The sequence below is a fragment of the Centipeda periodontii DSM 2778 genome (genome assembly GCF_000213975.1).
Classification (GTDB): Bacteria; Bacillota; Negativicutes; order Selenomonadales; family Selenomonadaceae; genus Centipeda; species Centipeda periodontii.
Map to the genome: position 1 here is coordinate 1,268,278 of NZ_GL892076.1, position 5,335 is coordinate 1,273,612.

Annotated in this window: 7 protein-coding genes; 6 read left to right on the top strand and 1 reads right to left on the bottom strand. The window is 55.2% G+C overall.

The annotated features are described in order from the left end of the window. The first annotated feature begins 248 nt into the window (after positions 1 to 248). From HMPREF9081_RS05630 to HMPREF9081_RS05655, 6 genes are all read left to right on the top strand, one after another. Positions 249 to 599 (top strand): LysM peptidoglycan-binding domain-containing protein, encoded by a 351-nt coding sequence (locus tag HMPREF9081_RS05630; RefSeq protein WP_040394604.1) that lies wholly within the window; start codon positions 249 to 251, stop codon positions 597 to 599. A 118-nt stretch (positions 600 to 717) separates the two neighbouring features. Continuing rightward, positions 718 to 2,637 (top strand): threonine--tRNA ligase, encoded by a 1,920-nt coding sequence (gene thrS, locus HMPREF9081_RS05635; RefSeq protein WP_040394607.1) that lies wholly within the window; start codon positions 718 to 720, stop codon positions 2,635 to 2,637. 194 nt (positions 2,638 to 2,831) lie between these two features. Further along, on the top strand, positions 2,832 to 3,395 hold the full coding sequence (gene infC / locus HMPREF9081_RS05640; RefSeq protein ID WP_040394611.1) for a translation initiation factor IF-3: 564 nt from the start codon (positions 2,832 to 2,834) through the stop codon (positions 3,393 to 3,395). Next, the gene (gene rpmI, locus HMPREF9081_RS05645; protein ID WP_040394614.1) at positions 3,382 to 3,579 is read left to right on the top strand and encodes a 50S ribosomal protein L35; all 198 of its coding nucleotides are present in this window, start codon (positions 3,382 to 3,384) and stop codon (positions 3,577 to 3,579) included. The genes infC and rpmI overlap by 14 nt, the downstream gene beginning before the upstream one ends. Positions 3,580 to 3,630: 51 nt before the next feature. After that, positions 3,631 to 3,984, top strand: coding sequence for a 50S ribosomal protein L20 (gene rplT / locus HMPREF9081_RS05650; RefSeq protein WP_006306103.1), 354 nt, complete (start codon positions 3,631 to 3,633; stop codon positions 3,982 to 3,984). A 95-nt stretch (positions 3,985 to 4,079) separates the two neighbouring features. Beyond that, positions 4,080 to 4,907 (top strand): TrmH family RNA methyltransferase, encoded by an 828-nt coding sequence (locus HMPREF9081_RS05655; protein WP_006306104.1) that lies wholly within the window; start codon positions 4,080 to 4,082, stop codon positions 4,905 to 4,907. Between the two features lie 68 nt (positions 4,908 to 4,975). Here the strand turns inward: HMPREF9081_RS05655 and trxA are convergent, their stop codons facing one another. Continuing rightward, a complete protein-coding gene (trxA, locus tag HMPREF9081_RS05660; RefSeq protein WP_006306105.1) occupies positions 4,976 to 5,287 on the bottom strand; it encodes a thioredoxin in 312 nt (103 codons plus the stop codon). Positions 5,288 to 5,335 lie beyond the last annotated feature (48 nt).

Consider the following 5,335-nt stretch of genomic DNA (forward strand, 5'->3'; position numbering starts at 1 on the left):
AAACGGGGAAGGCTGGAATTATGGCATATTAGCTTCCCCCGCCAGAGCGGGGGAAGTGGCGAGCGTAGCGAGCCGATAGGGGCGCTTGTGCAGTAACTCTTTTTCTTTTGCAAAAACATATTCCGCGAACAAAAATTTCGCAAAAATGCGTTCGAAAAGTATTGACCGAACACCTTTTCTGTGTTATTCTATATCCGAACAAAGGTTTTGAGAATGTATATACGGATATTTATAAAACGGAGGTAAAGATGAAACGCATCGGTCTTGCTCTCAGTGTATTTGCTCTTATCTGGATGGGTGTTTCCGCGCTTCATCTGACGAATCCGTACTTGCGCTCATCCGAGTTTATTGAGGTGAGTGTGTCGCGCGGCGAGAATGTATGGACGATCGCACGGAGGTTCGCGACGAAGGAAACGATGGTGGAGCAGCTCGAGGAGGCGATTATTGAGGTGAACGGACTCGCACCGGATGGCGCTGTCGCTGCAGGACGTCGTCTGCGCGTACCGGTGATCGAACCCACCGAGCATCTGCAGGCGATGGCAGAGCACAAATCCCTTGACACAGCCGCCCGTGCGCCTTATAATGACGTTACCGATTAGGGTGGAAACTTACGGAAGCATTGATTTTATCGGTGCTTCCGATTGCCTTGTCCCTGGGGGATGGATTTCCTATCCCACAGGGGCAGGGCTTTTGTATAGTTTGAAGGGAGAGCGTTCTATGATAAAGCTGACACTGCCGGATGGTTCCATTCGTGAGGCAGAGGCGGGGACGACGCTGCTGGATGTCGTGAAGGGAATGAGCAACTCGCTCGCAAAGAAAGCACTTGCGGCGAGCCTTAACGGGAAGGTTGTCGATCTGACAACGCCCGTGAAACAGGACGCCGCATTTCAAGTATTGACGTTTGACGATGCGGGCGGGCGTCACGCACTTCGTCACACGGCATCACACATCATGGCACAGGCGGTCAAGCGCCTCTATCCGGAGAGCAATGTGCAGCTTGCGATCGGTCCCGCGATCGAGAACGGGTTCTACTATGACTTCGACATGGAACGCCAGCTGACGGATGCCGATCTGCGCGACATCGAGAAGGAAATGAAGAAGATTGTCAAGGAGAATCTGAAAACCGAGCGGCACGAGATTCCGCGCGCGGAGGCAATCGAATATTTCCGTGCGAAGGGCGAGAACTACAAGGTCGAGCTGATCGAAGATCTGCCGGAGGACGAAACGATCACCACCTATACACAGGGCGAGTTTACGGATCTCTGCGCGGGGCCGCATGTCGTCTCGACAGGCAAGGTCAAGGCGTTCAAGCTACAGAGCATTGCCGGCGCGTACTGGCGCGGCAGCGAGAAGAACAAGATGCTGCAGCGTATCTACGGCACGGCATTCGAGAAGCAGGAGGAGCTGGATGCCTACCTCCATATGCTTGAGGAGGCGGCAAAGCGCGACCATCGTAAGCTCGGGAGAGAGCTTGATCTGTTCAGTCTGCATGAGGAGGGGCCGGGCTTCCCGTTCTTCCATCCGAATGGAATGCTTCTGCGTAACGCGATCCTCGAATACTGGCGGGAGGTACATCGCCGCTACGGCTATCAGGAGATCAGCACGCCGGTCATCCTTAGCCGCAAACTTTGGGAGACCTCGGGGCATTGGTTCCACTACCGCGAGAATATGTATACCACTGAGATCGACGAGGAAGACTATGCAATCAAGCCGATGAACTGTCCCGGCTGTATGCTTGTCTATCGCTCACATCTGCACAGTTACCGCGATCTGCCGCTGCGCCTCGCAGAGCTTGGACTCGTGCATCGGCATGAGCTGTCTGGCGCACTGCACGGACTCTTCCGTGTCCGCAACTTCACGCAGGACGATGCACATCTCTTCGTCACGCCCGATCAGATCGAGGGGGAGATTCAGCACACGATCGATCTCTTCGACGAGGTCTACCGCACGTTCGGGCTCTCGTACAAGGCGGAGCTCTCGACGCGTCCCGAGGACTCGATGGGATCGGATGAGATGTGGGAGCTTGCGACGGACGGCCTGCGCAAGGCTCTCGAGAACCGCGGACTCGATTTCGTCGTCAATGAGGGCGACGGCGCATTCTACGGACCGAAGATTGACTTTCATCTGCGTGACTCCATCGGGCGCACATGGCAGTGCGGTACGATCCAGCTGGACATGAGTCTACCCGAGAAGTTCGACCTGACCTACATCGGAGAGGATGGGGAGAAACATCGCCCCGTCATGCTGCATCGCGTCGTCTACGGCTCGATCGAGCGTTTCATCGGCATCCTGATCGAGAACTATGCGGGGGCGTTCCCCGTGTGGATGGCGCCCGTACAGGTGCGCATCCTGCCGATTACGGAGCGCCATGCGGCATACGCCGAGGAACTGCGGGGGCAGATGTTTGATCTCGGCATCCGCGTTGAGGTAGATGACCGCAACGAAAAGACCGGCTACAAGATTCGCGAGAGTCAGGTCAAGAAAACGCCGTACACACTCGTCGTGGGCGATCAGGAGCAGGAGAATCACACCGTTGCCCTGCGTAAGTACGGAGAGAAGGACAGCACTGTCCTGTCAGTCGATGACTTTATTGTGCTCGTGCAGGAAAAAATTGCCTCGCGCGCGCAGGAGTATTGACAAGGCACCCGCATCTGTGGTAGTATGGCATCTGTTACAAGCAGAAGCCACCGCTTCTCACCTGCGGGCATATTGTGTGTCAGGTCGAATGAAAGATTTTTCAAGGGTGGCTTTGTGCCGCCCTTTTCTATTACCGGATGGCGTTCAGGCGTGCATCCGAACCAGGAGGTGTTCTTGCCATAAGCAGGGAATCTTTGCGAATCAATGAGGAAATCCATATCCGCGAGGTGCGTGTCACCAGCGCGGAGGGAGAACAGCTCGGCATCATGCTGACGCGCGATGCCCTTCGCATGGCGGAGGAGCAGCATCTCGACCTGGTCGAGGTTGCGCCTAAGGCAAAGCCGCCCGTCTGCCGCATCATGGACTTTGGAAAGTACCGCTACGAGCAGCAGAAACGCGAGAAAGAAGCGAAGAAGAAGCAAAAGACCATCAGTATCAAGGAGGTCAAGCTGCGCCCGAACATCGACGAGCATGACTTCAATGTGAAGCTGAAGAATGCACTTCGCTTTGTCGAAGAGGGCAACAAGGTCAAGGTGACGATCATGTTCCGCGGCAGGGAGCTCTCTCATCCGGAACTCGGACGCGCGGTTCTCGACCGTGTTGCCGAACGGATGACACAGCTCGTGACCATTGAGCGCGGTGCAAAACTGGAGGGGAAGAACATGACCATGATCCTTTCCCCGAAGGTGCAAAAGCCGACGAAGACCGTCAAACCCGCGAAGGAAGATAAAGGAGGAAATGGCGATGCCGAAGATTAAGACGCGCCGTGCTGCAGCAAAGCGTTTCAGTGTAACCGGGAGCGGAGAATTCCGCCGCAACAAGGCGTACAAAAGACATATTCTGGAGAAGAAGACGCCGAAGCGCAAGCGTAACCTGCGCAAGGCCGCTCTTGCCGATACGTCGGACTACAAGCGCGTCCGCAAGATGCTCCCCTACGCATAATCGGGGCAACAGAAAACATCCCCATGTGGGTAGGAACTAGGAGGAATTGCAATGCCAAGAGTAAAGAGCGGTGTCACAGCACATCGTCGTCATAAGAAGATCCTGAAACTCGCGAAGGGCTATCGCGGCTCGCGTAGCAAGCAGTTCAAGAAGGCGAATGAGACCGTCATGAAGGCGCTCTATTACGCCCGTCGTGACCGCCGTGCAAAGAAGGGGACATTCCGTCGTCTCTGGATCGCCCGCATCAATGCCGCTGCCCGCGCCAATGGGATCTCGTACAGCCGCCTCATCGCGGGTCTGACGAACGCCGGCGTCGAGGTCAACCGCAAGATGCTCGCCGACCTCGCTGTCGCTGACGCAGCTGCATTTACGCAGATTGTCGCCGTGGCGAAGGAGAACCAGTAAGAAGAGTTGGGGGACTGTTGCACGAAGTTTTTTGGCTTCGTGCAGCAGTCCCCATCTTTATGTCAGATGTATCGCTACAAGCGTCCCTTTTTGTTATGAAGAATATACAGACAATCACAAGCAAAGAAAATACCGTCATTCGTCTTACCCATGCAATCGTTCACACACAGCGCCGTGCAGCAAAGGAAGGACTCTTCATCGTCGAGGGGCTGCGTCTTGCGGAGATGGCGGCGGCATCGGATTGGCGAATTCGCCATGCCCTCGTGACCGAGCGTGCAATGACGGGGGAGCGGGTACGTGTTCTCATCGACACGCTTGTGGAACGCAGTGTTCCCGTTGCTCTTGTCACCGAGTCCTTGTTTTCATCAGTATCTCAGACGGATACGCCGCAGGGCATTCTGCTCGTAATGGAGCGGCGCAAGACCTCACTCGAACTGCTCCATAGCGGCGTGCAGACGGCTGAATCGCCGCTCTACATTGCGCTCGATCGCGTACAGGATCCCGGCAACGTCGGGACGATTCTGCGGACGTCGGACGCTGTCGGGGCATCGGGTGTGATTCTCCTGCGCGGCTGTGCGGATGTCTATAGCTCAAAGGTCGTGCGTGCGACGATGGGTTCCCTCTTTCATGTGCCTTTTGCCCTCGAAGTCACGGCAGAGGAACTGATTCACTTTGCAGAGCATGAGGGGCTTGCATTTCTTGCAGCCGCATGCAATGCAGGGGCATCCACGTACTTCGCGGCAGATCTGCGTCGCTCCATGCTCATCGTACTCGGCAATGAGGCAAACGGTGTGTCGGAGGAACTTCTGCGCGTAGCAAAGCATATCCACATCCCCATGCGTGGGGCTGCCGAGTCGTTGAATGTCGCGACAGCAGCGACGGCACTTCTCTATGAGGCACTGCGGCAACGCCTTTACGCATAGACAGAAAAAAGGCTTGATCTCATGGCAGATCAAGCCCTTTGCACGATGTTATTTTGTCCGTAACTCCTTTACTCCGGCAGGAGCGATACAATGCGATCCTTCGAGACCAGACCAATGCACTCCTCGATCAACTCTCCATCCCTGAAAAAGAGGAGTGCGGGGAGACTCATCACCGCGTAAGTCTCGGCAATGTTCTCTGCTTCGTCCATATTGATCGTACAGATTTTGATGTCCGTTCGCTCCGTTGCAATCTCCTCCAAAATGGGGGTAAGCATACGGCAGGGCGTGCACCATGTCGCCCAGAAATCGACGATGACAAGCTGATTCGATTGCAGCACCTCGCTGTCAAACGTTGCCTCTGTCAGTTCGATAATATCCATGACACGAATCTCCTTCAATCTTTTTTATTTATCATAAACAAATCACGC

Bases quoted from the DNA above. Each gene is read 5' to 3' on its own strand.
- HMPREF9081_RS05630 (WP_040394604.1), top strand. From the start codon at position 249: ATGAAACGCATCGGTCTTGCTCTCAGTGTATTTGCTCTTATCTGGATG.
- thrS (WP_040394607.1), top strand. From the start codon at position 718: ATGATAAAGCTGACACTGCCGGATGGTTCCATTCGTGAGGCAGAGGCG.
- rpmI (WP_040394614.1), top strand. From the start codon at position 3,382: ATGCCGAAGATTAAGACGCGCCGTGCTGCAGCAAAGCGTTTCAGTGTA.
- rplT (WP_006306103.1), top strand. From the start codon at position 3,631: ATGCCAAGAGTAAAGAGCGGTGTCACAGCACATCGTCGTCATAAGAAG.
- HMPREF9081_RS05655 (WP_006306104.1), top strand. From the start codon at position 4,080: ATGAAGAATATACAGACAATCACAAGCAAAGAAAATACCGTCATTCGT.
- trxA (WP_006306105.1), bottom strand. From the start codon at position 5,287: ATGGATATTATCGAACTGACAGAGGCAACGTTTGACAGCGAGGTGCTG.